The 21,588-nt window shown below is 71.2% G+C and carries 16 protein-coding genes and 1 pseudogene; 3 read left to right on the forward strand and 14 right to left on the reverse strand.

Annotation, left to right across the window (positions count from 1 at the left end; genetic code table 11):
• Window positions 1–66 precede the first annotated feature (66 nt).
• The 5 genes and pseudogenes from fxsT to fxsA form a co-directional block, all read right to left on the reverse strand.
• Window positions 67–3,909 (reverse strand): annotated as a pseudogene (gene fxsT / locus ACFXBC_RS31320) (FxSxx-COOH system tetratricopeptide repeat protein); the annotation flags it as partial.
• Window positions 3,893–5,257 (reverse strand): FxsC protein, encoded by a 1,365-nt coding sequence (gene fsxC, locus ACFXBC_RS31325; protein WP_385032116.1) that lies wholly within the window; start codon window positions 5,255–5,257, stop codon window positions 3,893–3,895. The gene fsxC and the pseudogene fxsT, both read right to left, overlap by 17 nt.
• Before the next feature lie 40 nt (window positions 5,258–5,297).
• Window positions 5,298–6,065, reverse strand: a complete 768-nt coding sequence (locus ACFXBC_RS31330; RefSeq protein ID WP_385032119.1) for an aminoglycoside N(3)-acetyltransferase — start codon at window positions 6,063–6,065, stop codon at window positions 5,298–5,300.
• Entirely contained in the window at window positions 6,058–8,289 is a 2,232-nt protein-coding gene (gene fxsBH / locus ACFXBC_RS31335) for a radical SAM/SPASM protein FxsBH, inactivated beta-hydroxylase extension form (protein WP_385032122.1), read from the reverse strand. The genes ACFXBC_RS31330 and fxsBH overlap by 8 nt, the downstream gene beginning before the upstream one ends.
• A 9-nt stretch (window positions 8,290–8,298) precedes the next feature.
• Window positions 8,299–8,460 carry an FxSxx-COOH cyclophane-containing RiPP peptide gene (gene fxsA / locus ACFXBC_RS31340; RefSeq protein ID WP_385032125.1) on the reverse strand — a complete coding sequence of 54 codons (162 nt, stop codon included), beginning with the start codon at window positions 8,458–8,460 and terminating at the stop codon, window positions 8,299–8,301.
• A gap of 257 nt (window positions 8,461–8,717) precedes the next feature.
• Between fxsA and ACFXBC_RS31345 the strand changes: the two genes are divergently transcribed.
• Window positions 8,718–9,602, forward strand: coding sequence for a DUF4231 domain-containing protein (locus tag ACFXBC_RS31345; RefSeq protein ID WP_385032157.1), 885 nt, complete (start codon window positions 8,718–8,720; stop codon window positions 9,600–9,602).
• Between the two features lie 54 nt (window positions 9,603–9,656).
• Here the strand turns inward: ACFXBC_RS31345 and ACFXBC_RS31350 are convergent, their stop codons facing one another.
• The 8 genes from ACFXBC_RS31350 to ACFXBC_RS31385 form a co-directional block, all read right to left on the reverse strand.
• Window positions 9,657–10,136, reverse strand: coding sequence for a hypothetical protein (locus tag ACFXBC_RS31350; RefSeq protein ID WP_385032128.1), 480 nt, complete (start codon window positions 10,134–10,136; stop codon window positions 9,657–9,659).
• A 114-nt stretch (window positions 10,137–10,250) separates the two neighbouring features.
• A complete protein-coding gene (locus ACFXBC_RS31355) occupies window positions 10,251–11,150 on the reverse strand; it encodes a S1 family peptidase (protein WP_385032132.1) in 900 nt (299 codons plus the stop codon).
• 183 nt (window positions 11,151–11,333) lie between these two features.
• Window positions 11,334–12,227, reverse strand: coding sequence for a DUF1684 domain-containing protein (locus ACFXBC_RS31360; RefSeq protein WP_385032135.1), 894 nt, complete (start codon window positions 12,225–12,227; stop codon window positions 11,334–11,336).
• Window positions 12,228–12,231: 4 nt separating this feature from the next.
• Complete coding sequence (locus tag ACFXBC_RS31365; protein ID WP_385032138.1) at window positions 12,232–13,542, reverse strand: NtaA/DmoA family FMN-dependent monooxygenase; 1,311 nt, start codon at window positions 13,540–13,542, stop codon at window positions 12,232–12,234.
• The gene (locus ACFXBC_RS31370) at window positions 13,539–14,591 is read right to left on the reverse strand and encodes an LLM class flavin-dependent oxidoreductase (RefSeq protein WP_385032141.1); all 1,053 of its coding nucleotides are present in this window, start codon (window positions 14,589–14,591) and stop codon (window positions 13,539–13,541) included. The genes ACFXBC_RS31365 and ACFXBC_RS31370 overlap by 4 nt, the downstream gene beginning before the upstream one ends.
• Before the next feature lie 14 nt (window positions 14,592–14,605).
• A complete protein-coding gene (locus tag ACFXBC_RS31375; RefSeq protein WP_385032161.1) occupies window positions 14,606–15,358 on the reverse strand; it encodes an amino acid ABC transporter ATP-binding protein in 753 nt (250 codons plus the stop codon).
• A 92-nt stretch (window positions 15,359–15,450) separates the two neighbouring features.
• Window positions 15,451–17,217, reverse strand: a complete 1,767-nt coding sequence (locus tag ACFXBC_RS31380; RefSeq protein ID WP_385032143.1) for an FAD/NAD(P)-binding protein — start codon at window positions 17,215–17,217, stop codon at window positions 15,451–15,453.
• Window positions 17,214–18,065 carry an amino acid ABC transporter permease gene (locus tag ACFXBC_RS31385; RefSeq protein ID WP_385032146.1) on the reverse strand — a complete coding sequence of 284 codons (852 nt, stop codon included), beginning with the start codon at window positions 18,063–18,065 and terminating at the stop codon, window positions 17,214–17,216. Before ACFXBC_RS31385 ends, ACFXBC_RS31380 begins: the two co-directional genes overlap by 4 nt.
• 522 nt (window positions 18,066–18,587) lie before the next feature.
• Here ACFXBC_RS31385 and ACFXBC_RS31390 point away from each other — a divergent pair.
• Entirely contained in the window at window positions 18,588–19,532 is a 945-nt protein-coding gene (locus tag ACFXBC_RS31390) for an ABC transporter substrate-binding protein (RefSeq protein WP_385032149.1), read from the forward strand.
• A 14-nt stretch (window positions 19,533–19,546) separates the two neighbouring features.
• On the opposite strand, the gene ACFXBC_RS31395 is transcribed toward ACFXBC_RS31390, so the two are convergent.
• Complete coding sequence (locus tag ACFXBC_RS31395; RefSeq protein ID WP_385032152.1) at window positions 19,547–20,737, reverse strand: DUF5685 family protein; 1,191 nt, start codon at window positions 20,735–20,737, stop codon at window positions 19,547–19,549.
• 294 nt (window positions 20,738–21,031) lie between these two features.
• Between ACFXBC_RS31395 and ACFXBC_RS31400 the strand changes: the two genes are divergently transcribed.
• Complete coding sequence (locus ACFXBC_RS31400) at window positions 21,032–21,481, forward strand: cell division protein SepF (RefSeq protein ID WP_385032154.1); 450 nt, start codon at window positions 21,032–21,034, stop codon at window positions 21,479–21,481.
• Window positions 21,482–21,588: the final 107 nt, after the last annotated feature.

The following is a 21,588-nucleotide window of genomic DNA, read 5'->3' on the forward strand; positions in this document are numbered from 1 at the left end:
CCGCCCCCGCCGCCCACCCCGTCGTTGTCAGCGCGGGCGGGCGTGGCCGCGCCCCCGCGCCCCCACGGTCTCCGCCCTCAGCAGCTGCGCCTCCTCCTTGCGGCCGAGCGCGTCCAGCGTCACCGACATGTTGGACGCACAGGCCAGCGTCTCCGGATGGTGGGCGCCGACGACCTCGCGCAGGGCAGCGACCACCCTTCGTTCGATCTCCAGGGCCTTGGGGAGATCGCCCAGCTCCGCTGTGACATTGGCCAGGTTGACGGTGGCGAACAGCACGTGCGGATGGCGGGGGTTCAGTACGTCGCTCATCGCCCTGATGGTGCTGGCCAGCACCGACTCTGCGGTGTCCAGCGCCCCGCAGGCGCCCTGGTAGATCCCCAGGTTGTTCATGGCGGTCAGGGTGTACGGATGCCGCTCCCCCGGCATCTTCATGTACTGGTCCACCACCGCCTGCGCGGTGTCGCGCGCCCCCGCCGCGTCCCCGGCGGCGAACAGGTCGGCCGCGAAGTTCAGATCGCAGGCCAGCCAGTCCGGGTTGGCCACCGTGTACTTGATGCGGTACCGGTCCCGGGTGGCCGCCGTCAGCCGTCTGGCGTCCTCCAGGCGGCCCGCCCTGCGCAGCGAGACGGCCAGGCTCTTGGCCGCCGCGAGCGTGCCGGGGAAGGCCCGGCCCAGCTGCTCCTTGAAGATCTGGTACGTCCGCGAGAGCAGCGCGACGGAGTCCTCGTACCGGCCCACCTCACGCAGGTCGCGGGCGAGGTTCTGCGCGGACGAGAGGGTGTACGGATGCTCCGGGCCGAGCACTTCGGTGCGCCGGTCGTAGACATCCTGGTCCATCTCGCGCGCACGGGCGTACTGGCCGGCGATCCGCAGGTTGAGCGCCAGGTTGTTGGCGGCGGCCAGGGTCCTCGGATGTGACTCGTCGAAGATCTCCTTGAACCCCTCGTACGCCTCGGTCGCCAGTGTCATGGCCCTGCTGTACTCACCGACGGCGCCGAGGTCCATGGCGAGGGCGCTGGTGGTCATATAGGTGTGCGGATGGGAGGGGCCCAGCTCCGGGAGCTGGGCGCGCTGGCGGCGCAGGGTCTCCTCGTCCAGCTCCATCGCCTCCACGTAACGGCCGCGCGAGCGGAGGATATTGGAGAGGTGGAAGCGGAGGTAGAGGTACTGGAGGTCGTTGTTGCCGAGGCGTTCGCGCCAGACCTCGCGCAGCTCGCCCGCGAGCGCGGCGGCCGTGACGAAGTCACCGCGCTTCCAGAGGTAGCGCACCCGGTCGATCATCAGCCTGCGGGTCTCCGGCTCCTTGCAGAGCCTGGCCTCCGACGGCCCGAGGTGCGGCCAGATGGGGGCGAAGTCGGGCCAGGTGCCGGGGTTGTCTATAGGCTCGTCGCCGTCGGGCCTGGCGCCCGCCAGGATCATATGGACAGCGTGCCGTGCGTCGTCCCGCTCCGCGTGGGTGAGCTGGGCCTTGATCACCGCCTGCACCAGCCGGTGCACCTGGATGGAGCCGCCCACCGGGTCCACCTTGGCGAGCGCGAACCGCCCGATCTCCCGGATGACCCGGCCGAGCACCAGCTTCTCCTGGAGCGTCGCGTCGTACGGCTTGAGCGCGTCGATCATCTCGCGGCTGTAGAGCAGCTTGGCCGAGATCGGCTCCGGTGCGAAGAAGGCGCAGAGCTGGAGCAGCCGGACGGCGGCGGGCGAGCGCTCCCTGAGCCGGGCGATGGACACGTTCCAGGTGGCGGCCACCGGCTCCGGGTAGCCGGCCGGCTGGTTGAGCCCGAGTACGCTCTCCGCCTCCTGGGCCAGCTGTTCCAGATAGGTGTCGACGGGGGTGGCGGTCTCGGCGATCCAGGCCGCCGCCTGTTCGACGGCGAGCGGCAGATCGCCCACCGCCTCGGCGACCCGGGCCGCGTCGTCGGCGGAGAGCCCCGGCGCCCGGCGCTGGATGTGCTCGACGGACTCCTCCCGCATGAAGACGTCGACGGGCAGCGCGTCCCCGTACTGCGACCAGGTCTGGTTCCGTGAGGTCACCAGTACATGGCCGGGGCCGCCCGGCGGGAAGAAGCGCTTCACCTGCTCGGGGTCGTCCGCGTTGTCGAAGACCAGCAGCCAGCGCGGGGTCGGCACCCCTCGGCGCAGCAGGTCGATGGCCTCCTGGGATGCGGACGCCATGTCGTCGGCGCCCTGGGTGCCGAGCCGGACGGCGAGTTCGGCGAGGCCCGCGATGACGTCGTCGGCCTGTTCGGCGGAGATCCACCAGACCAGGTCGTAGTCGGCCATGAAGCGGTGCACGTACTCCAGGGCCACCTGGGTCTTGCCGACGCCGCCGAGTCCGTACAGCGTCTGGGGCTGCGGCAGGACCACGGCCATCCCGCCGCCGAGCTGGTCGCGCATCCGCTCCAGGACCAGGGAGCGGCCGGTGAAGCCCGAGTTGCGGGCGGGCGCGTTCCAGATCTTCGGGACGGTGCCGGGGAAGCGCGGCCCCGGCGAGACCCCGTCGACGGGCTGGCCCGGCCGGTCGACCGACCGCAGCAGCGCGGCGGTGGCGTGCACCTCGTCCAGCCGGAACAGGTCGACCGGGTTCCGGTCGATGTACGGCGTGGTCAGCCGTACGTCACCGACCCGCAGCGGCAGCAGGTGTCTGCGGGTCCCGGAGGGGTCCTCGGCCGCCGAACGCCGCCAGACCTCCACCGCGCGGGCCGACTTGAGGTAGGCGCTGGAGAGGACGACGACGGTACGGGAGACGCCGTCGGCCGCCGGGGACTCCGCGTCGGAGGGCGCCGGCCCGGCGGAGACGTCGCGGGGCACCACCCGGAATCCGGCGCGGGTCAGCACCGACTCGATCCAGTCGGCCCACATCCGGTTCTCCGCCACATAGCTGAGCAGCAGATCGGCGGGGAGCGCCGGGCGCCGGCGGGTGAAGGCGTCCCTGATGCGCAGCCTGACCTCTTCGGGGATCTGCGGCATCGAGGTGATGCGCCGGTCGGTGACGACGGCGGCGAGCCGCTCGAAGGCGGAGAGCAGCGAGTTGGTGAGTCCGGCCTCGTCGCCGAAGGTGGCCAGCGTCTCCTCGTAGGCGTAGTAGGGGCGGTACGGGATCTCGACCGCTCCCCAGTAGGCGGTGAGCTCCTCGGCGCTGAGCCCGCGCGGCAGTCCGTCGAAGCGGAGCCTGGCCAGGGCCCGTCCGGCGTCGGCCTTCTCCTTCTCGCCCTCGTCGATCCGCATCGGGACGGGCAGGATCTGGATGCCGCGGCCTCCGTCGTGCCTGTCGATCTGGCGGGCCACCGCCGCCGCGCCGTCGATGGACTGGTCGCTGAGGGTGAAGCAGTCGACGAGCATGTCGGGCAGATGGACGGTGCAGATGTCGGCGATGTCGCTGAGACCGGTCCTGCTGTCGATGAGGACGTAGTCGTAGTTGGCCTTCATGTCGTCGCGCAGCGCGTCGAAGAAGTGGCCGCCGCCGAGCCGGTCGTAGAAGTTGTCCCAGTCGAAGGTGGAGACGGTGGCCGAGTACTCGCGGTTCTGCCGGCCGGCCGACACGAAGTCGAGGGTGCCGCCGTCGGGGAACTCCCAGCCCAGGATCTCGGGTGTCAGCGAGACCGCGTGCTGCTGGATACGGGCGTAGTCCCGGTGCCAGTCGTCGGGGCGCGGGACGGGGCTGGTGGCCGCCCAGGCGTACTCGGTGATCAGGTCGATGATCCCGGTGGTGGCGCCGAGTGTGGACGGGTCGAGGAAGGGGTGGAAGAACCGGTAGAGGCCCGGCGCCTCCAGGTCCCAGTCGACCGCGAGGACGCGTTTGCCGTTGGCGGCCAGGATCCAGGCGGTGTTGGCCAGCGCCATGGTCCGGCCGGTGCCTCCCTTGTACGAATAGAAGGTGACGATGCGTCCGTCACGCCCTGCCGTCATCCGTGTCCTCCGCGTCGAGCGTGAGATCCTGTGTGGCCGGTATGTAGCGGGTGGTGGCCTGCTCGGTCGCCATCGGACCGATGAGCCGGGGCCTTTCGTGGTGTCCGCCGCCGCCCGGCGGATAGACCGCGGCGTGCTTCAGATACTGCTGGGCGGCGGCCTCGACCACCTGGGGCAGGATCTGGCCGAAGGCCTCCATGCTCGGGACGCCCTTGGCGGCGGCCCTGGACGCGGCGCGCCCCTCGCGCATCTTGGACGGCATGGTGTCCTCAAGACGGCCGGTCAGCTCGGTCTCGGATGCTCTGCTCTGGTGGTCGTCGCGGTTCCAGGGAACGACCACGCTCACCCAGGGGCGGTGCTCGGAGTCGAAGGCGGAGAGCCGCTGGCGCCGTTCGTCGTCGTGCAGGGCCCATCGGTCGACGAGCAGGACCTCGGGGCGGGACGGCGGCTGTTTGCCGTCCAGGTGGAGGACCTCCTCGTCGAACGAGGTGACGGTGGCCTGGTAGTTGAGTGAGCGCACCAGGTCCTCGGCGAGCCGGGAGAGCGGCTGCGCTGAGACGGGATGGTAGGGATTCCAGTCCAGCGGGGTGTCCCCGTAGTACTCGGAATGCCGGCCGTCGGGCAGATCGTGGCGGGTGGGCGCGGCGACGGTGAGTTTCATCGGGCGCGGCCCCGCACTGGGCGGTCCGAAGGCGCTGGGTATGGCGCGATAGTCGACGGGACGGCAGGGGCCGATGTCCGACGCGTCGGCGACGCTCACAATGCGTTTGGCCAGTTCGTAGACGGCCCGTTCGTACTCCTCGGCGAATATCCGCAGCTTGACGAGTCCGTAGAGCCCGTCGGTCACATAGCGCTCGCCGAAGGCGCGGTGGTTGAACTGCAACCGGGCTGCCGGGCCCGGCAGTTGGTGCGGTGGCACGGGAACCCAGAGGGCGGGGACTATCGCGTCGGCGGTGCGGTTGTTGCGGACCTGCTCCTGGATGGCGCGCTGGGCGAAGGCGTACCACTCCTTGCCGCACATCTCGCTGCCGAAGTAGCGGGGTGAGAAGAGCGGCACGAAGACCCGGCAGGTGGCGAGGACTTCACCGAGCCGCTCCGACCAGCCCTCGCCCGAGCGCAGTTCCCGGTCGATGAAGCCCGCGGGCGCCCCGGCGGGGAGATTGGTCATGGCCATCACATGGGCGCAGAGATCACGGAAGAGCCGCTCGACCCACATGTCGGGGTCGGGTCCGACGGCCCCGTGTTTCGGAGTGTGCGCATAGCTGAGAAAGAAATACGGCCTGTGGTTCGCCGCTCTCGGCTGTTCCGATGCTGCCACTCGGCCCCCCGTCGTCCATGAAGACATCATTCCGGAGGGAAGAGTCTCCACCCCGTCGACGTTCGGTCAATCAACGCCGCTTTTCGGTCATCCACTGCTGCGCGTGCCCCACAGCTTCCCTGATCGGGAACACCATGGCGGCCGCTCTGCCCAGCTTCCCTTCCCGGAGGCTCCCGCGGGGGAAATCGGCGCCGATCAGTTCGAAATCACTGTCGTCGAGTGCGATGTCCCGGTATTCGAACCACTGACGCCGCCCGCCCGTACTGACCACACAGCGGTACAGCTGCGTCGGGATATCCGGAATTCGGTATTCAGCGAGGTGGAAAGAGGTGCACACCCCGAATCCCACATTGATCATCAGCTCCTGCGCACCGGCGGCTGCGAGCCTGCCGAGCGGCGAATCCTCACCGAGGTGGCAGTCGGCGGGATGGTCCTTTACCAGCTCTTCGGCGCGCGCGCCCAGCGCGGCGAACGAGGTCTGCGGATGGCCGCTGCGTACGGCCCCCGGGGAGAGCCTTACGCATTCAGCCAGCCGGCCCATCCCGGGGCACGGCGTGCGGGCGGGATCGAAGGCGGGCATCGCGTCGAGAAAGCGGGCCCTGGCCTCCTCGGTGAGCCCGGCGGTCTGCCGCAGATGGGCCGCCGATGTCGTGGAGTTCTCCGGGGTGAAGGCGGGGACCACCAGCGTCCCGTCATCCCCCAGTACCTCAAGGAGCGCGTCGCGCAGCGCCCGCGCGTCCAGCCCGGTACCGCCGAGCGCGGCGTGCACCAGCAGGGTCGTCCCCTCCGTCACACCGAGCGCGCGCAGCCCGGCGGCCGTCCCGGCTCCGTCAGCCACGGGCGGCCTCCTCCCACTCGTCCCACAGGGCGGCGGCCAGGCTCTTGCCACTGACGGTCAGTTCGGCCGCACCCTCCAGAGCTTCCAGCGCCTGCCGGGTGTGCGCCAGGGTGCGCGCACGGTTCTCTCTCCCGTGCCCCTTCCCGGCCGCCCCCGCGTACGCGGCGAGCGCCACGCCCTCGTAGGCGCCGGCCAGCACCTCCGAGACCGGTACCGGCTCCTGCCGCCAGGGCATCCGGTGCAGCCAGGTGCCGTCCTGGGCGAAGAGATCGGTGACGTCCAGGAGCGCGCGCAGCCCGGCTCTGCGCACCGCGCGCAGCAGCCCTTCGGGGGTGAGACCGGGCAGCGGGACACCGATGGCCCCCAGGCCGTGCCGGCCCACGGCTGGCTCGCCCGCGGTCAGCGGCGTCACCGTGGTGAGCCGGGCCGCGGCCTCCCGCGCGTACCCGGGGACGGCCGCCCGCAGCGCGGACCAGGCGTGCGCGAACCGGCGGCTCCAGTCGGCGGCGCCGGCCAGGGTGAGGCGCTCCCCCACCGGCGTACCGAAGCAGTCGCGGTACGGATCGAGGTCGTCGAGGGCGAGGTCGGGGGCCCCGTCGCAGTCGGTCCGGCGCAGCGGCTGCCAGTCGGCGGTGGCCTCGTCAGGGCGCGGCACACGCAGTTCGGCGGCGGCGCTCCTGACCAGGAAGCCCTTCTCGACGCGGCGGACCTCGGCGTGGCCGCTCGCAGGGGCTCCGGTCAGACGTAACGCCCCGTATGTCGGCAGCTGCAGCAGGCCGCCGGCGTACGGGACGGTGACGGGCAGGTCGAGCCCGCCGCGCAGGGCACCGGCCGCGACCTGGGCGGCGAGCCTGCCCGGGTCGCCGGTCCGGCCCTGCCGCAGCTCGTCCAGGCAACTGAGCAGCCAGCTGCGGGCGTAGGGGTGGGCAAGCACCGTGTCGAGACCGTCGGACCGCTGCTCGACCGCACCGGCCAGTTCCCAGGCCCGTGCCCACTCCTCGCCGCCGCGGCCCGCGAGCTCCGTGTGCAGCGCGGCGAGCAGAGTGCGGGTCAGCTCCTGCTGTCCGGCGTCCAGCTCCCGCAGGTCGGTGAGCGCGGGCGATGTGGTGGCCGCCGCCGTGCGGGACTCGATGCCACGGACCAGCGCCTCCAGGTCGGCGCAGTAGACGCTCTCCTGGTCGAAGGAGCCCGCGCGGTAGCGGTGGGTGTAGAGGCCGCCGCCGCAGGACCGTACGACGGGGCACTGACGGCACTTCTGCCCGACACCGGCGAGGCCGAGCTGGCGGGCGCGGACCCCGGGGTGGGCGGCGACCTCGTCGAAGGTGTGGCTGAAGACGTCGAATCCGGTGAACGCGGCGCCCTCGTACGCGCTCTTGAGCGAGTCGACCTGTTCCAGTGTGCCGTCGGTCTCCACGACCACCAGGTCGGTGGGGGCCAGGCCGAGGGACTCGGTGAGGCTCGGACCGCCGTTGAGGGTGGAGATGACCGACTCGAAGAGCCGTACAGGGATCCGCCGCCCCTGCGCGTCCCAGCGGTCGAAGACCGTCAGGATCCAGTCGGCGTAGGCGGTCGGCGATCCGGCGGGCCGGTGCGGTGGGTCGTCCCAGGTCGCGTGCGGCAGCAGGAAGTCGATACGCGGCGGGTCGAGATCGGTCAGCGCGTCGTATACGGCGACCGGGTCGTTCAGCACGTCGATGGTGCAGAGCAGACCGAGGTCGAGAGGGGCGTACCGGTCCTGGCGGAGCAGTTCGACGGCCCTGAGCACCAGCGGGTGGCTGGTGCGGCCGTCGGCGAAGCGGCGGTGCCGGTCGTTGGAGGCGCGGTCGCCGTCGAGGGAGATACCGACCCGGACGTGGAACTCGTCGAACAGGTCGAGGTAGCGGGGGCTGAGCTGGAGGCCGTTGGTGTGGATCCGGAGGTCGAGCCCGGCGGTCCCCTCCAGGGCCCCGGTGAGCTCCTCGCAGACGCGGCGCAGTCGTGCGGGGCCCGCCAGCAGTGGCTCCCCTCCGTGCAGGATCACTGACACGGAGGGCAGGTCATGGGTTCTGGCATGCTCCGCCAGTCGCAGAGCTGTCCAGTGGATCGCCTCGTCGGAGATGGCCTTGGGCCGGGAGCGCCAGCTCTGGTCGGCATGTTCGTAGACATAGCAGTGGTCACAGGCAAGATCGCATCTGCTGTGGACCTTGAGGACGATCTCGCGGAATGGGACCAGGGGTCCTGTCATTCCGCCAGTCTAGAGCGCGGAATTGAAGGTCGATGCCCGCATGGAACGGCCGGTCGAGACGGAGAGGACCCGGCCGAGCTGCTTGACAGCCTCGGTACCGCGCACATCGATCTCGGCCAGGGGAACGCGCGGCTTCTTGACAGCGGCGGAAGAGGCTGAGGTTACGGACATGGTGAGCCGCCTTGAGGGATGTTTTCTGGACATGGGCAGGAATGCCGATACTTGCACCGTTGCAGTGTCGGCGGGTCGACTTTACTCTCAACCAGACTGATGGCAACTGAGCGCGACCGGACGCAACAAGAACGTCGCACAGAGTGTGCTCCAGAATTGCGGAACATGCCATTCCACCTAAAGAGTGAAGACTGAAGTCGCAGACGGGGGTTCATGTGACGGCGTTTCCCGGCCCTGGGCGGAACCCAGAACGCAGCCTGGTCTTCCGCAATGCCGATCTGCCCGAGCTGTTCCACCGGGCCGACGCCCTTGCCATCGCCCGGCAGGGCGAGGCCGTGGGTTCCACCCGGGCCCAGCTGGTGCTCCTGGTGGTCGGCGCCGCCACGGCGTCCATCCCCTGGCGGGCCGAGCTCGGGGGCGGCTTCCAGGCCATCGGTGTCCTGAGCGCCCTGGCGTATGCCGGGGTGCTGCTGCTGACCTTCAGCACCTCCCGCCGCAAGGCCAAGGCGGAGTGGCAACTCAACCGCTCCGCAGCCGACTTCATCAAGTCCATGTGCTGGCGTTACGCGGTGCACGGGGCACCGTTCGACGCCGGATCGGCCGACGCGGACGCGCTGTTCATCAGCCGGGTCGGGGAACAGCTGGAGGAGCTGCGGGCGGTGGGCTGGGACCAGGAGACCCCGGGGGCCGAGCTGATAACCCCTCGGATGCGTTCCCTGCGGGGCAGGTCGTTCGGGGTCCGCAAGGAGACCTATGTACGGGACCGGCTGATCGAGCAGCGCACCTGGTACCGGCGCAAGCAGGAGGTCTCCCGGGGGGCCGCCTTGCTGTGGTCCAGCGCCTTCGCCCTGCTGACGCTGATCGCCCTGGTCTTCGGGGTGTTGCGCGCCCTCTCCGTCACCGAGAACACCGAGGTCGCCGCCGTGGTGTCGGCCGCCGCCGCCTCGGGGGTGGCCTGGAGCGAGTTCCGCCGCCACCAGCCGCTGATATCAGCGCACGCCCTGGTGGAAGAGAAGCTCAAGGCCCTGCATCTGGAGATGGAGAGCCCCCTCACCGAGAAGCAGTGGTCGGCCGCGGTCTACGAGACCGAGCGGGTCGTCTCACCGCAGTACACCGACTGGCTTGCCCGGCACGGAAGTTGACCGTACGTCACGTACGATGTCCCGCCCCCGGCCCGCCTTCGGCAGCGGCCGTTCTCAGTCGCGTTTCACGCCCTCGCGCCAGATGACCGTCACCGGCTTGCCCGCCTTCAGGGCGTAGTCGACGATGTCTCCCGTACCGCCGAGGCCGCGGGCGGGCAGGCCGTCCCAGACGGCCACCAGCCGGTCGCAGTGGTCGGCGATATAGGCGCCCGCGGCGTAGTAGGCCTCGTCCGTGGAGTGCCGGAAGTCCATCCGGACCTCCTGGGCCGCCCGGCCCCTGAGGCGGCGGTAGCCGGCCAGTTCGCCCGCGTCGCGGAAGCCCAGTTCGTAGTCGCCGCTGGGAATGACCGCGGTCAGTTCGGCGCCGCATTCGAGTGCGATGCCCGCGAAGAGCTGGTCGGCCCCCGCGGCCAGGCTCGACAGGACCTCCAGGGGCCCCTGATGGGCGCCGAGCAGGGTGCGCAGCCCCTCCCGTACATGGGCGATGGCGTCGGGCGGAATACTGCGGTGCCCGGTGACTCCGATGCGCTTCATACGCCCCCGCCTCCTGTGAGCTCCCCGCTCCCCCCGACATCCTCTCAAAAGCGCGCAAGAGCCCCCGCCCGGAATCCCGGACGGGGGCTCTCGCACCCCTGGTGTCGGCGTGGGTCAGTAGACGCTGACCCCGTAGGCGCTCAGCGCCTCGGTGACGGGCTGGAAGAAGGTCGTACCGCCCGATGTGCAGTCGCCGCTGCCGCCGGAGGTGAGACCCAGGGCCTTGGAGCCCGAGTAGAGCGGGCCCCCGCTGTCACCGGGCTCGGCGCAGACCGTGGTCTGGATGAGTCCCGATACGACGTCACCGCCGCCGTAGTTGACGGTGGCGTTGAGCGCGGTGACCTTGCCGCTGTGGGTACCGCTGGTGGAGCCGGTCCTGGTCACGGTCTGTCCCACGGTCGGGTTGCCGGCGCTGGTGATGTCCTGGCTGCCGACGGTGCCGTCGTGCGGCACCGCGGAGTTGGTGTACTTGACGATGCCGTAGTCGTTGCCCGGGAAGCTGGTGCCCGCTGTCGGGCCGATGCTCGTGGTGCCGGAGGAGTTGGTGTACCAGGCGGGGGAACCCTCGGTGCAGTGCCCCGCGGTGAGGAAGTAATAGGTCGAGCCACTGCGCACGTTGAAGCCGACGGAGCAGCGCCACTGCGAGGTGTAGATGGCGTCGCCGCCCTTGAGGAGCTTGTTGAAGGTGCCGGAGGTGCGCTCGACGCGCACCGCACCGGAGTTGGCCCCGGCCCGCTGTTCGATCCGGCTGATCTCCGCCGATGAGACCGAGCTGTCCGCGGTGACGACCACGGTGCCGGTCGCCTTGTCGGTGTACCAGGCGGTGCCCGCCACATCCGCGCTCTGCACCGCGTTGCTCGCGGCTGTGAGCTGCTGGGGGCTGTAGGCCTTGGCCTGGTCGGCGTGGGCGCTGGGGACGGTGAGGGCAGCCGCGACCAGCAGGCCGGACGCCACGGCGATCAGCCGGCCGCGTCTCGCGGGGCCGCTGTGGGGGGTGGTGCGCTTGATCCTCATATCAGTTCCTCCGGAAGAGAATCCGCGGGTCCTTCGGTGGGGGGACCCATGAGGCGCGGCCAAGAGGCACGACGGCGCCAGTTCCGCCGTGTCCCTGACAAACGCGCTGCCTGGAATAGAACGCGACCCGGCCGTCCGGCGCAAGAGCGCCTTCCGGCCGGGCGGCCATCGCGTCGGCCCGGGTCAGTGCGTGAGCGCCCTGCGCTCCCCCGCCGCGACCGCGACCGCAAGGGTGTTGCCCGGCGGCGGGAAGGGGCAGATGAAGTGCTCGGCGAAGGCGCAGGGCGGCAGCAGTGTGCGGTTGAGGTCCACGCTGACCGTGGAGTCGGCGGCCGGTGCGGACGGCCGCAGGAAGCGGAACCGGTAACTGCTCGTACCGCTGGTGGCGTCGGCGAAGACCGCCCACAGCGAGCCGTCCTCCTCCTCGGCCACCTGGAGGGTGTGCTCCTCGCCCGCCAGGCGGAAGACGAGTTCGCCCGAGAGGCCGAGACCGCGGTCGCGGCCGTCGGCGTTGGCGACCTGGACGGTGCGGCTCGCGCCGTACGGCCGGTAGTGGCCGGGGAGCACCCACGCCGGGTCGTACGGGGTGGCCTCGATCCCCGCGAAGGCCCGCCGGTTCGCCGAGTCCGGGTCCCAGACGCGGACCGCCCAGAGGCCCTCCCTGCGCACCACGGCCAGCCGCCGGCCGCCCTGGGCGAGGCGGGCCCGCGCGGCCGGGGCGTGGTCGGCGGTGAGCGCGGCCCGGCCGGTGAACGGCTGCCCGTCGAGCGAGAGCCCGTCGTCGGCGGTGGCCGTCAGCACCAGTTGGTCGCCGGACGCCGCCCAGTGGCCCCCGACGCCCGGGATCCGCCCGTCCGGCGCGTCGTCCAGCCAGTGGGTGCCGGTGAGGGCCAGCGGGCCGTAGGGCGCGGAGACCGCCGCCGTGCGCTCCTCGTGCCACGCCCGCCAGCTGTCCGGTCCGGCGGCCGCCGTGTCCGTGGCCGCTGCCTCCGTGATCTCCGCCTCCGTGGAGTCGGCCGCTGCGTCCACCGGGTCCGCGGGACCGGTGCCACCCGTCCTGTCCGTTCCTTCTGTCATGTGATCAACCCTTCCATACCGGCTCGGCGAGGCCGAGGTGGGAGCGGAGCGTCGTGCCTGTGTACGCGGTACGGAACACCCCGCGCTCCTGGAGCAGCGGCACGACCCGGTCCACGAAGTCGTCGAGCCCGCCCGGGGTGAGGTGCGGGACGAGGACGAACCCGTCGGCCGCGTCGGCCGCCACGAACGCGTGCAGTTCGGCGGCCACCGCATCGGGGGTGCCGATGAAGGACTGGCGCCCGGTGGTCTCGATGACCGTCTGCCGGATGGACAGCCCCTTCTCCTGCGAGAGCGCCCGCCACCTGGCGGCGACGGAGAGCGGATCGGCCACCCTGACGCGCCCCTGGACGAAGTCCGAGCCGGGTTCGGGGTCGGACTCGGGCAGCGGCCCGTCCGGGTCGTACGAGGAGAGGTCCCGGCCCCAGATCTGTTCCAGGGCGAGGATCGCGTTCTGCGGGGAGACCTGCTGCTCGCGGATGGCCGCGGCCCGCTCCGCGGCTTCGGCCGCGGTGTCGCCGAGCACATAGCTGACGCCCGGCATGATCTTCAGCTCCGACGGCTCACGTCCGTACTTCGCGAGCCGCCGTTTGGTGTCGGCGTAGAAGGCCCGGCCCGCCTCCAGGGTGCCGTGCCGGGTGAAGATCACGTCGGCCGACGAGGCCGCGAACTCCCGGCCCTCGTCCGAGTCCCCGGCCTGGATGACGACAGGATGACCCTGCGGGGAGCGCGGGACGGTGAACTCGCCCGCGATGTCGAAGTGCCGGCCCGTGTGGGCGAAGGGCCGCGGGCTGCCGTCGGGGGTCCAGGAGTCCCACAGCTCGCGCGCCGTGGCGACGAACTCGGCGGCGCGGGTGTAGCGGTCGGCCCGGTCGAGATAGCCGCCGCGCCGGAAGTTCTCCCCGGTGAAGGCGTCGGACGAGGTGACCACGTTCCAGGCGGCCCGGCCGCCGCTGAGGTGGTCGAGGGTGGCGAGCCTGCGGGCGAGTTCGTACGGCTCGTTGAAGGTGGCGTTCACGGTCGCCGCCAGACCGAGCTGTCCGGTGACCGCCGCCAGGGCGTTGAGCAGGGTGACCGACTCGGGTCTGCCGACCACGTCCAGCTCGTGGATACGCCCCTGGTACTCGCGCAGCCGCAGCCCCTCGGCGAGGAAGAAGAAGTCGAACAGGCCGCGCTCGGCCGTCCGGGCGAGATGCTCGAAGGAGGAGAAGTCGATCTGGCTCCGTGAGCGCGGATCCGTCCAGACGGTGGTGCTGTTGACGCCCGGGAAGTGCGCGGCGAGATGGATCTGCTTCCGCGGTTCCCGCGGTCCTGTCACGGCTTCCTCCCGGCGACGGCGTCCCGCGCGTGCGGCCGTTGCGGGCCGGCGGGGACCCGCCGGTCCTGCGCGTACCGGCCCGCGGGGCGGGCGAGACCCAGATGCTCGCGGAGCGTCGCACCCGGATAGAAGCGGCGCAGCAGGCCGTGGTGCTGGAGCACCGGGACCGTCCCGTCGACGATCAGCGGGAGGTCGCGCTCCACATCGGCGGGGAGCAGCTGGAAGCCGTCGGCCGCGTCCTGCGCGTACCAGTCGGCGATCAGCCGGGCCAGGCCCACCGCGTCGGCGCTGGTGTGCAGTTCGACCGGGAGCGAGACCAGGACACGCAGCTGGTCGGGGCTGCGGCCGTGGGCGGCCACCCGGTTCCTGATCTCCTCCCTGAAGGTACGGGCGGTCAGCGGATCCTCGGCGCGGACGAGTACGACATCGGCATGACGGACCGCCGCCTCACGGGCCTCGGCGCCGGTTCCGTCGACCACCGTGACGGGGTGGCCCTGCGGCGGTCTGGGCACGATGGCGGGCCCCCGGACGGAGAACGTACGGCCGGTGAAGTCGGTGTAGTGGAGCCGGTCGCGGTCGATGAACCGGCCGGTGACGGCATCGCGGATCTCCGCGTCGTCGTCCCAGCTGTCCCACAGTCTGGCCGCCACGTCGGCGACCTCGCCCGCCTCGTGCCAGAGCTCCGCGCGGGGCGCGGCCTCCCGCCGTCCGAAGAGGGCGGCCTCGGCGGCGGACGCCGACACCGTGGTGCTCCAGCCGGCCCGGCCCCGGCTGACCCAGTCCAGGGTGGCGACGGCCGACGAGACATGGAAGGGCTCGGTGTGGGTGGTGGTGACGGCCGGTACGAGACCGATCCTCCGGGTACGCGGCGCGACGCGGGCGAGCACGGCCAGCGCGTCGGGTCCCGGCCGGGCGAAGGAGTCGTCGAGGGTGACGAAGTCGAGCGTGCCGCGCTCGGCGAGCAGCGCGAGCCGGGTGTAGTACCCGGCGTCGTAACACGGCCGGCCGCCGATCTCGGCGGCGAGGTGGAGAGGGCGGGGCACTGTCATGGTCAGGTGTCCTTTCACAGGACCTTGGAGAGGAAGGCGCGGGTGCGCTCGTGCTCCGGGTGGTCGAGTACGGCGGCGGGCGGCCCCTGCTCCACGATCCGGCCGCCGTCCATGAAGACCACCGTGTCGGCGGCCTCCCGGGCGAAGCCGATCTCATGGGTGACGACGATCATCGTGGTACCGCGCGCGGCCAAGTCCGCGATCACGTCGAGGACTTCACCGACGAGTTCCGGATCGAGCGCGGACGTGGGCTCGTCGAAGAGGAGCAGGCTGGGCTCCAGGGCGAGCGCGCGGGCGATGGCCACCCGCTGCTGCTGTCCGCCGGAGAGCCTGCCCGGGTGGACGTCCGCCTTGTCGGCGAGCCCGACCCGGGCCAGCAGCTCCGCCGCTGCCGCCTCGGCCTGCTTCCTGGGCTTCCCGAGGGCGGCCACGGGGGCCTCGGTGATGTTCTCCAGGACGGTCAGGTGCGGGAAGAGGTGGAAGTTCTGGAAGACGAAACCGATCCGGGTGCGCTGCTTGAGCACCTCGCGCTCGGGCAGTTCGTAGAGGCGGTCGCCGGAGCGGCGGTAGCCGATCAGTGAACCGTCCACGCTGATCCAGCCGCGGTCCACCTTCTCCAGGTGGTTGATGGTCCGCAGCAGGGTCGACTTCCCGGAGCCCGAAGGGCCGAGGACGACGGTGACCTCACCGGTGCGGACCGTCAGGTCGATACCGCGCAGCACTTCGAGGGAGCCGAAGCTCTTGTGCACAGACCGGATCTCGACCATGGCGGGGGCCGGGCCGGGGGCCGGATCCCGCTCGGGAGCCGAGGTGTTCGCCAGGCCGGTCCTGGTCAGGCCGGTCTTGGTCAGGCTCGCTGTCATCGTGCGGTCTCCTTGAGCAGGGTGAGGGCGGCGCGCGCGGTGGCGTCGTTCTGCCGGAAGGCGGGGGCGTTCGTACGCGGTCTCGCGAAGGCGCCGGCCGAGCGGCCCGTGGTGTGCGGGCCGAGCGCGAAGCGCCGTGGATGCGGCCCCGTTCCGCGCTCCACGACCCGCCCGTCCGCCGGGTCCACGACCAGCAGCCCGGCCGTGCTCGACCGCGCCCCGTCCTCGTACAACGCGTTCAGCAGGGCGCTGCGGGTGCGCGCCGGCGAGGGCGCGGGCAGCCTCGCCTCGACCAGGGCGCGGGCCTCGACGCGCGCGCCCGGCACGCTCGCACTGCCCGCGCTGAACACCCCGCGGCTCTCGTCAGCGGTCACGGTGATCCCGGCGCCGAGGAAGCGCACCACCCCGGCCCGCGACAGGGCGAGGAGCCGGCGCAGCCGCGGCCCCGGCGGGCCCGACGCCAGATAGCTGAAGAAGCCGTGCCAGCGGGCGCCGCCCTCTCCGGTGTCGCCGAGGCGGGTCAACTGCCCGTAGACCGAGAGCAGTCCGAGGAAGACGGCCAGGTCCGGGCTGTACGCGGGGTCATGGCGGCGGGTGAGGTCGGCCTCGATATAGCCGCGCAGCCCCTCCTGGAGCGCGTCGAAGGAGTCATGGCGTACGCCGTAGAGCGGCCGGTCGAGCGCCACGGGGTCGAAGCGGTCGGCGGGGTCGGGTACGGCGTCCTCGGCCAGCGCGGCCAGCTCGGCCGCGGTGGCGGCCGCGGCGTACTTCTCCTCGAAGACCGGCCAGTCGACGGTGGTGCGCCCGGGGTGCACGGTGAAGAGGCGGTGGTAGTGGGCGTACCCGAGCTCCCGGTCGATGAGCGGGCGTACCTCACGGTCGAAGTCGACAGGGCCCGGCCCGGCGAGAAGCCCGTCCACCTGCTCCGGGCCGAAGAACCTTGGCAGCGGCGGGCGTTCACCGGTCCAGGTGTAGCCGATCTTGGAGTGGTACGGCACTCCGCGCCGCGATCCGACGTACAGGACCGGCTCCCTGCCGGAGGGCAGGTACTCCCCCCGCGCGTCGAACCGTCCGCCGCGCCCCTCGGTGAGGAGCACCATCAGGTCGACGAAGGCGAGACCGAAGCCGCGGACGACGACCGGTTCACCGGCTTCGAGTACGGACAGGTCGCAGTCGGCGGTGAAGGCGGGCGGCAGATGCACCAGTCCGTGCCGCCGGGCGAACCTGGCCAGCTCCCGCTGTTCCTCGTCGGGGTCGGCGTCGAGGTGGCCGACGGTCAGCACCACCAGGTCCGCGACGACCGGTTCGGCCTCCCCCTCCAGCCACACCTGCTGGCGGCCGTGGGCCGGGCCGCTGACCCGTACCGCGCGCGTCCGGTGCTCGCGCACCGTGGAGCCCGGCGGCAGCGCGGCCACGGCCTCCTCGTACACCCAGCGCAGATAGCCGCTCTGCGCCTGCCGGCTGGGGAAGGACTGCGGGTCGGCCCCTGACCACTCGGCGAAGTCGGGACCCGGCCGCACGGGTCCTTCCAGGGGCTGGGCGGATTCGTCGGTGAACATGGTGACGTCGCCCGCCATGGAGTTCATCCACAGCAGCGGGGACTGGTCCTGCCGCCAGATGCGCCCGCCGCCCGGCGGGTACGGGTCGATCAGGTGGATGTCGAGCGGCCTGTTCCCGTACAGCGAGGGGGCGTTGGCGGCGAGCCGCTCCAGGAAACCGGTGCCGCGCGGCCCGGCGCCGACCACCGCGACGGACGCCCTCACCGGGCACCGCGCGCGTAGTACCGCTCGACGTAGTGCTGCCCGGCACTGAGCACGGAGGTGACGAGCGCGTACCAGAGGGTGGCGACAAGGAGCAGCGGGATGACCTGGTAGGTGCGGTGGTAGACGAGCTGTACGGAGTAGAGCAGGTCCTGTACGGCGATGACGGAGACGATCGAGGTGCCCTTGAGGGTGCCGATGAGCATGTTGCCCGCGGGCGGCACGATCGACCGCATGGCCTGCGGCAGCACGATCCGCCGCAGCCTGCGCAGGCGGCCGAGCCCCAGCGACTCGGCGGCCTCGATCTGGCCCCGTCCGACGGAGAGGATGCCGCCGCGTACGACCTCGGCCGCGTAGGCCGCCTCGTGCAGGGTCAGTCCGACGATGGCGACGGTGACCGGTCCGAGCAGGTTGACGGTCCTGACGCCGAGTATCTGCGGGTAGAGCGCTCCGATGTTGAACCAGAACAGCAGCTGCACCAGGATCGGCGTCGACCTGAAGAGCCAGACGTACCCCCAGCCGACCGCGCGCAGCACCGGGTTGGCGGACAGCCGCATGACGGCGAGCAGGGTGCCGAGGGCGAAGCCGAGCACCATGACGGCCGCCGTGAGCCAGAGGGTCAGGCCGAGTCCGCGCAGTACGGCGGTGGTGGCGAAGTAGTCGCCGACGACGCCCCATTGGAAGGCGTCGTTACGGACGACGGAGGTGAGGGCGCCGGCGAGGAGCACCAGCACCACGGCGGCCGCCGCCCACTGGCCGGTACGGCGGACGGGCACGATGCGCGGCACCGGGTCGTCGTCCGCGGGTGGTGCCAGGGAGAGTGAGGGAAGGGTGTCTGACGACGCGGACATGAGAAGGCTCCGTGGATGCAGAGATCGAACACGGTGGTGCCTTCACGCGATGCGGCAGCGGGCCGAGCCCCTCAGCACGGTCCACTGCTGAAGGTACGGGGCTGGTTACATGCTCTGTCAAGGGTGTCCACACTGTGGGCGTTCCGTCTTGCGGCAGTTGACGGGGAAACGGATGCCTGTTCCACTTGGGCCATGCATCCGCAGCAGTGGCTGGTCACGCGCTCCCACATCGACTTCGGTCGTGTGTGGTCCTCTTCCTGTTGAGCTGACCCCCGCACCCTCTCGCTGCGCGCTCTTCCGCGTACCGCGTCCGCGTTCACTCCAGTGCCCTTTTCCGGGCCCCTTTCACACGGTCCCGCCGCGCATCCGCGGTGCGGCATCGCGCTGATCACTCACGCCTTCACCTGCGCAGCGTCTTTCTCCCCTCCCCTCGCTCTCCCTCGCCTCGGCTCCCCCGCTGTTCCCTTTCTGTTTCCCCCTGCCCGCTCTTCTCCTGCGGGCTGTTCTGGAGATTCCGACATCATGAGCAAGACCCGAAGAGGCGCTGCCTCCGCTCTGATCACCGCGGCCGCGCTGGCCCTGACGGCCTGTGGTTCGGGCGACCCTGCCACCACGGGCAGCGGTTCGAAGTCCGTGGCGAAGTCGGCCGCGCTCCCCACCCGGGACGTGGTCTCGGACCTACGCGCCGATCCCGCGGCCGTCGCGCTGCTCCCCGCCGGCCTGCGGAAAGGCGGCACCCTGACACTGGCGACCGCCGTCGGCGGGACCCCGCCCGGCACCAGTTATCTGCCCGACGGCAAGACCATGGCCGGCCAGGACATCGACTTCGCGGACGCCGCGGCGAGGACGCTCGGTCTGAAGCTGAAGCGCGAGGCCGCCGGTTTCGAGACGATCCTGCCCGCGCTCGACAGCGGCAAATTCGATCTGGGCGTGGGGAACTTCGGTGTGACCGACGAGCGCCGCAAGGCGATCGACTTCGTCACGTACATCAACGACGGCCAGGGCTTCGCCGTACGCGAGGACAGCAAGCTGCGGAAGGTCACCGCGCTGACCCAGCTGTGCGGCCTGAATGTGGCGACCGGCGCGGGCACCACCTTCGAGGCGACGCTCGAAGCGGCGAAGAAACAGTGCGCGGCCTCGGGCAAGAAGCCGTACAAGGTCCAGACCTACGCGGACACCGCCGCGCTCTGGGGCTCGCTCCAGCAGGGCCGCAGCGATGTGGTGATGTCGACGATCAACGGCTTGCGTTTCGCCGTCCGGCAGCAGCCGGGGCTGAGGTTCCTCAATGAGTTCCACCGCCTCGATGTGGGATTCGCCTTCAAGAAGGGGACTCCGCTGGCTCCGGCCTTCCGGGCCGCGGTGAATCAGCTGATCAAGGACGGGACGTACCGGCGCATCCTGAAGAAGTGGGGCACCGTACCGTCCGGGATCAAGGAGTCGCGCATCTCGCCGCCCGAGATCAAGTAGCGCACGGGAGCCGGTCAGCAGCCGTCGCAGGGGCAGCAGCAGTCACAGCCGTCACAACCGCAGTCGCACCCGCCACAGTCACAACCACCGCAGTCGCCGCAGTCCCCGCAGTCGCAGTCGTTGCAGCAGCCCTCGCGCTTACGCCTCGACCAGGGGCCCTCGAACTCGGATGAGCAGCAGACCTGGCAGGTGCAGCAGAGCCCGGTGGCGACGGCGCACCCCGCGAGGAAGCCCCGCGGAGGGCGGCTCTCCTGACCACGGTGCCCGTGCCGGCCGGGGTCGCCGTCCTCCGGGACGCCGGGGTCGGATCCCGGCGGCGAACCGTGGGGTCCGGGCTCCCGGTGGGCGCAGCTCCCGCCGAATACCCGGTCGACTGAGCGCCCGAGTTCATGGGCGAGCAGTACGTGGGCCAGCCGGTCGTCGGCGAATTGGGCGTCCCGCAGTGCGAGCCGTATGCCGTGCAGGGCGTCGTCGCAGAGTCTGCGGGCCTCGCCGGTGGAGGTACCGGTCGCGGTCAGCGGGTTCCAGGCACCCGACGCGGCATCAGATTCCCGGTCCTCCACGGCGTCGAGCAGATGGGCAAGGCGCCCGAAGAGCCGTCCGGCCTCGGAGAGCGGCCGGACGTTCTGCGGTCGGCCGGCGAGTACGGCGGTGTGCGCGAAGGCCGCCGCGGTGGCGGTCTCGGTCGGCTCGGTGACGGTGAGCAGGGGTGTGCCGGGCCCCGCGAGCGCCTCGATCCCGGTCTGCCGGTCGACGGCGTCGACCAGGAGTGCGGTGTCGAACCCGAGCTCGGCACCGGTCCGCGCACCGGCACGGTCCCAGCGGGTGGCGACGCGGCGGGCGGCAGCGGCGACCGGTCTGCGCGCCAGGAGCCCGTCACGGTCGGCGACATGGTCCCGCATCTTGGCCGATGCCAGCACCAGCGAGACCGCGGCGGCGAGCCGGGCGCCCTCGCCCCGTGCGACGGGTGCGGTGCGCATCCCGCGCAGCGGACAGGGGCCCGCGGTCCGCCGATGACCGGTGGGCCGCTCTGTCTGAGCCTCCGTCAACACGGAGACGATCAGGCCGTCGTAGTTGGTGGCGATCCGCGCGAACTGGCCGTGGTCGCCGCGCAGCGCCAGGCAGAGTCCGCAGAGATGGGCCGTCCACTCGGCCCGCAGCCCTGCGGAGAGCCGGTGCGCACAGGGCCTGACGATTCCGAACACGGCGCTCCCCCGAGCCTCTTCCACCGACGCCGCACGGTGTGTGCCGACGTCCCCGGCATCGTAGCGAGCGGCTCTTTCACCCGTACGACCCCACCGTCACCCATACGGCTGGAGACATCCTATTTTCATTCTGTCAGCAGTCGTACGTAGGAAGAAACCTGACGAACCGCCACAACTTCTGCACCAGTACCGTCACGAATGCCCTGCGCGCCGACTATCCACTTGGCGCGCGATCCACATCATGGACGACGATGGGGGCAGAACGCAGAGGGACCGCGGCGAAAGGAGGCGTCCATGGGATCGGTACGCAAGGCGAGTGCCTGGCTGGGGCTCGTCGAGGACAACGACGACGACCGCTACTACGACGACGATTACACGGAGGGCGCCGAGTCCCAGGCTCCGGCCGAGGCGTGGGTGACCGACCCCAGGGTCAGGGTCGCGTCCGAGGCGGCGCAGGCGCAGAGCCGCCGGATCGCGACGATCACGCCCGACAGCTTCCGGGACGCCCGCGGCATCGGCGAGATGTTCCGGGACGGTGTTCCCGTGATCGTCAACCTCACGTCGATGGAGCCCGCCGACGCCAAGCGCGTGGTGGACTTCGCCGCCGGGCTGATCTTCGGCCTGCGCGGTTCGATCGACCGCGTGGCCAACCGGGTCTTCCTGCTGACCCCGTCCGACACGAAGATCGTGAGCGGGGAGGCCGCCGGGCGGTCCACCGAGGACGGCTTCTTCAACCAGAGCTGAGCCGGAGCCGGACCGGCGTCCATCCGCCGCCCGATGTGGTGCGCGAGCAGGATGCCCTTGTGGAGTTCGACCGCCATGTCGGCGAGCTTCGCCTGGGTGAGCTGGAA

The sequence above is a fragment of the Streptomyces sp. NPDC059398 genome (genome assembly GCF_042751845.1).
Classification (GTDB): Bacteria; Actinomycetota; Actinomycetes; order Streptomycetales; family Streptomycetaceae; genus Streptomyces.

Excerpts from the sequence above, each read along its gene's own strand:
- fsxC (WP_385032116.1), bottom strand. The coding sequence starts at position 5,257 with ATGATGTCTTCATGGACGACGGGGGGCCGAGTGGCAGCATCGGAACAG.
- fxsBH (WP_385032122.1), bottom strand. The coding sequence starts at position 8,289 with ATGACAGGACCCCTGGTCCCATTCCGCGAGATCGTCCTCAAGGTCCAC.
- fxsA (WP_385032125.1), bottom strand. The coding sequence starts at position 8,460 with ATGTCCGTAACCTCAGCCTCTTCCGCCGCTGTCAAGAAGCCGCGCGTT.
- ACFXBC_RS31350 (WP_385032128.1), bottom strand. The coding sequence starts at position 10,136 with ATGAAGCGCATCGGAGTCACCGGGCACCGCAGTATTCCGCCCGACGCC.
- ACFXBC_RS31355 (WP_385032132.1), bottom strand. The coding sequence starts at position 11,150 with ATGAGGATCAAGCGCACCACCCCCCACAGCGGCCCCGCGAGACGCGGC.
- ACFXBC_RS31360 (WP_385032135.1), bottom strand. The coding sequence starts at position 12,227 with ATGACAGAAGGAACGGACAGGACGGGTGGCACCGGTCCCGCGGACCCG.
- ACFXBC_RS31370 (WP_385032141.1), bottom strand. The coding sequence starts at position 14,591 with ATGACAGTGCCCCGCCCTCTCCACCTCGCCGCCGAGATCGGCGGCCGG.
- ACFXBC_RS31375 (WP_385032161.1), bottom strand. The coding sequence starts at position 15,358 with ATGGTCGAGATCCGGTCTGTGCACAAGAGCTTCGGCTCCCTCGAAGTG.
- ACFXBC_RS31385 (WP_385032146.1), bottom strand. The coding sequence starts at position 18,065 with ATGTCCGCGTCGTCAGACACCCTTCCCTCACTCTCCCTGGCACCACCC.
- ACFXBC_RS31390 (WP_385032149.1), top strand. The coding sequence starts at position 18,588 with ATGAGCAAGACCCGAAGAGGCGCTGCCTCCGCTCTGATCACCGCGGCC.
- ACFXBC_RS31400 (WP_385032154.1), top strand. The coding sequence starts at position 21,032 with ATGGGATCGGTACGCAAGGCGAGTGCCTGGCTGGGGCTCGTCGAGGAC.